Origin of the sequence: Mycobacterium sp., assembly GCF_035653355.1 — a bacterium.
GTDB lineage: Bacteria > Actinomycetota > Actinomycetes > Mycobacteriales > Mycobacteriaceae > Mycobacterium.
Genome location: NZ_DASRBZ010000116.1, coordinates 1 through 3,738, shown reverse-complemented (window position 1 = coordinate 3,738; position 3,738 = coordinate 1). Strand labels below are relative to the sequence as shown.

At 63.0% G+C, this 3,738-nt stretch carries 4 protein-coding genes; 2 read left to right on the top strand and 2 right to left on the bottom strand.

Features of this window, described 5'->3' with window-relative positions; translation table 11 throughout:
• The first annotated feature begins 207 nt into the window (after nt 1-207).
• Nucleotides 208-1,719: a wax ester/triacylglycerol synthase domain-containing protein gene (locus VFA16_RS03660; protein WP_324966506.1), complete on the top strand. Its 1,512-nt coding sequence runs from the start codon at nt 208-210 to the stop codon at nt 1,717-1,719.
• Nucleotides 1,720-1,732: 13 nt separating this feature from the next.
• Here VFA16_RS03660 and VFA16_RS03655 read toward each other — a convergent pair whose 3' ends face one another.
• Together VFA16_RS03655 and VFA16_RS03650 are read right to left on the bottom strand one after the other, a co-directional pair.
• Nucleotides 1,733-2,173 carry a DUF5994 family protein gene (locus VFA16_RS03655; protein ID WP_324966505.1) on the bottom strand — a complete coding sequence of 147 codons (441 nt, stop codon included), beginning with the start codon at nt 2,171-2,173 and terminating at the stop codon, nt 1,733-1,735.
• A 428-nt stretch (nt 2,174-2,601) separates the two neighbouring features.
• Nucleotides 2,602-2,805 (bottom strand): cold-shock protein, encoded by a 204-nt coding sequence (locus VFA16_RS03650; RefSeq protein WP_324966504.1) that lies wholly within the window; start codon nt 2,803-2,805, stop codon nt 2,602-2,604.
• A gap of 140 nt (nt 2,806-2,945) precedes the next feature.
• On the opposite strand from VFA16_RS03650, the gene VFA16_RS03645 reads away from it, so the two are divergent.
• Nucleotides 2,946-3,738: galactose-1-phosphate uridylyltransferase (locus tag VFA16_RS03645; RefSeq protein WP_324966503.1), on the top strand; the 793-nt coding region annotated here is incomplete at its 3' end.

The following is a 3,738-nucleotide window of genomic DNA, read 5'->3' as shown; positions in this document are numbered from 1 at the left end:
AAGAATTTGGCCGGTTCCGGTCAAGACGGGAGCGTCGCGATGACGCCAGAAGAGGCCTGCGACGCGGTGCGCTGAGACACCGCTAGCGGCCCACCACGACCACCGATCAAACGTTAGGTATTTGGCAATGAACAACCCGCAATATACGCTCGACGCGTTAGTGCTTGTGGCCCAATGCATTTCCGCTTCTAGCACGACACCGTGCTGATGAGTACTCGATTGTCGCCGACGGACGCGATGTGGCTGAACATCGAAGATTCCACGACGTCGGCACACACCGTCTCGCTGATTGTCATCGAACCGTCCGAGCTGCTCAGCCACAAGCGGCTACAGCAGCTGGTGGGCTCGTCGCTGCCGCGACTGGCACGTTTTCGTAGCCGACTGGTAGGTAAGCCGCTCGGGGTGGGTCAGCCCCTATGGGCCGAGGTCGACGACTATGACCCAACGTCCCAAATTCATAGCGCAACGATTCGCGCTCCCGGTGGCCGGCGCGAGTTCGCCGAACTGATCGGCCAGCTGAGCACCGAACCACATAATCGCCGTGATCGCTGCGAAAAACCATGGGAAGCATGGAGCATCGACGGCCTGGCGGGCGGCCGGTGGGCGTTGGCAGTGAAGATGTCGCCTGCACTGAACGACGGCGGCGTCGGTGCCGCGTCCGTGTGGTCGCGGCTGCTGGGTTCCGGTCCGCATGACCGGAGCATCGAACCGACCGAGCCGAGTTTGGGCCCGCCGCCGTCCGTTGGCGAACTGCTTGTCGACACGATGACCGATATTCTCGAGAGCCAGCTCGAAAGCCTATGGCTCATCGCCGAGGCCGGGACTGGCGTGCTGCAGGCCGTACATGATCAATTGCACGGAACGAGCGAACCCGACACCATGCCGCGGGCGGTGTCGTCGATGAGCGGGCCGTTGCGCCACAACGTGTTCGATGCGCCGTTGACCGAGCGGCGGGCAGTGGCATTCGCGTCGATCCCGCGAGCGCAATTGGAGACGGTCAGCACCGCGTTCGGGGGCACAATCAGCAACGTTTTCCTGGCCGCCTGCACCTTGTCGTTGCGTGCCTGGCTTCAACGCCACGGCACCGTGCCCGACGATCCGCTGCAGATGGAAATGCCGCTCGCGCTAACGGACGCCGATCCCACCGCTATAGGCAATCCTTTGATGGTCGGGCGAATTCGCATCCCGGTGCAGCTCGACGACCCCGTGCAGGTGCTCACCAACCTCCATACCACCACCGAGCGGCTGAAAACCGCACGCATGCGCGACGACGAAAACACCGGGCCAAAAGTCGATTACGCATGCATCGGATCACTGATCCCGTCGGCCGTCGTCCACGCGGGTATGCGCCTGTACGACAAACTAGGCTTGCGCCAACGGATCTCGCCGATCTGTCACGGCAGCGTATCTTATGTCTCCGGTCCGCCGCTTCCGGCATACTGTGCCGGGGCCAAGGTCGTCGGTATGCCCACCGTGGCGCCGCTGCTAAATGGCCGCGGGCTGAACATCACCCTGACCTCCCACCGCGACGTGCTGGATGTGAGCGTGTGTGTGTGCCCCGACAACGTGCCCGCCGTCGACGACATCGCGACCGGCATCGCCCAATCGGTCGCCACCCTGGTGGCGGCCGCACAGAAATCTCCTCGGGGGCAAGGCCGTTCAGTCGTCACCGAGATGGCATCGCACGCCGTCAAGCATTGGCGCGCCCGGGATTATTGACAGCACTCGCGCGTCAGCCCGTCAGTAGGTGATCGATCGTCGACGTGTTGTCCGGGGCCGCGGCAGCCATCATGGTGTCGTGTGCGCGGTCTGGTTCGGTGTGCGCAGGTACCACCAGCAGGACGGTCTTGTTGCGGTTGAGTCCGATTACTTCGACGGTGTTGACCGGCTGCTGCCGGTACCCGTCGAGTCGTACGGCTCGTCCGCTCATCAGTCTTGCGGGGGCCTTCGCCCATTCGGCGAGGTTGTATATCACCCGATCAATAGGGCCGAGTCGGACTGACAGCACCGCCAACAGATCTGGCAGCTCAATGTGAAGGTCATCACTGTGTGGCCACCATGCCCCATCGACGTAGCCGGTCGTCGGCGCCTTGGGCTTTAAGCGCAGGCGCGGTGTGTTCTCGGGCGGTGTGTGCTTCAAGCCGGTGGCTGTCCCGCCTCGCTGTAGCGTCATGCGACGCCCCTGTCTTGGCCGCGAACCGGCCAGATCATTCAATCAGCGGTGACGCAATCTCAATTGGTCGCGTGCGACATACCGCCGATACCACTCACACTACTCGCAGTCGGTGGGTAAGGAGGCGCAACACCAGTGCGCAGGAGCTAGGTGGTCAGGTGGCCGGCGAAAGCATGTGTGTCAGCGCTGCTTTGGATTTGGCACGTCGCTATTCGACGTTGCATGCTCGGCCTTGGCGCGCTTAGCGGCGCGTTTCTGTTTGAGCGTCGTGCTGGACTTCTTGCTCATCGACTGCCGAGGAGATTTGTCGGACATCAGTGACCCCTTCGTATGGGGCCCGGTTGGTCCCAGTTCCCATACCGTACGCCCCGCAGATGCAGATGGGCTGGCAGGACACTGCCTGCCAGCCCATCTGTGACGAATGGTCGCTAAACGGGTGTTACTCCCATCGCCTGAGGACCCTTGTTTCCCTGGCCGATGTCGAATTGAACCCGCTGGTTCTCCTCAAGCGATCGAAAACCGCTCCCGGTGATTTCGCTGTAGTGAACGAACACATCTTCTGCGCCGCCGTCAGGAGCGATAAAACCAAAGCCCTTGTCGCTGTTAAACCATTTCACAGTTCCCTGTGTCATACTCTTCAACTTCTTTCATTCAGAACGGATGTACGAAAAACATCCTGATTCAGGCTAGCACGAGCAGCGAGAGGCACCCCGCGTCCTTTTCGTCTCCATGTGACTCCACGACGGCGCCGGCCCGGTTAGGGTTCCACATCGTGACGGCGCTGACGCGAGCTAACCTGGCCGATGGGCGTGAGTTGCTGTTTTTCGCGCTGCCCGGCCACACCCCGGCACCGGTCGCAGATCGCCGGCCGTTGCCGCCGCGCCCGCCGTGCCAGTCGCAGCTGCGGTTCGACCGGACAACCGGACAGTGGGTGATCATCGCGGCGCTGCGCCAAGACCGTACCTACAAACCGCCGCCTGATCAGTGCCCGCTGTGTCCTGGTCCGAGCGGGCTGACCAGCGAGGTGCCCGCACCCGACTACGACGTCGTCGTCTTCGAAAACCGGTTCCCGAGCCTGGCCGGGGTTGGTGGATCGCCGCTGCCGACGTCTGAGGGGTTCATCTCGGCGCCGGGGCACGGCCGCTGCGAGGTGATCTGCTTCTCCAGTAACCACACCGGCTCGTTCGCCGACCTGGAGCCGGCGCACGCCCGGCTCGTCGTCGAGGCGTGGCGGCACCGCACCGCCGATCTCATGGCCCGGCCCGGCATCGAGCAGGTGTTCTGCTTCGAGAACCGCGGTGAGGAGATCGGGGTGACGCTGTCCCATCCACACGGCCAGATCTACGGCTACCCGTATCTGACCCCGCGCACCGCCGTTATGCTGCATCAGGCTGATGACCATCGAAAGCGCCACGGCAGCAACTTGTTTAAAGACTTGTTGGGATGGGAGCTGGCCGACGGCAGGCGCGTGATCGCGCGCACCGACTTGTTTACCGCGTTCGTGCCGTTCGCTGCGCGCTGGCCGGTGGAGGTGCACATCTACCCGAACAGGTTCGCGCACAACC

Bases quoted from the DNA above. Each gene is read 5' to 3' on its own strand.
- VFA16_RS03655 (WP_324966505.1), bottom strand. From the start codon at position 2,173: ATGACGCTACAGCGAGGCGGGACAGCCACCGGCTTGAAGCACACACCG.
- VFA16_RS03660 (WP_324966506.1), top strand. From the start codon at position 208: ATGAGTACTCGATTGTCGCCGACGGACGCGATGTGGCTGAACATCGAA.
- VFA16_RS03650 (WP_324966504.1), bottom strand. From the start codon at position 2,805: ATGACACAGGGAACTGTGAAATGGTTTAACAGCGACAAGGGCTTTGGT.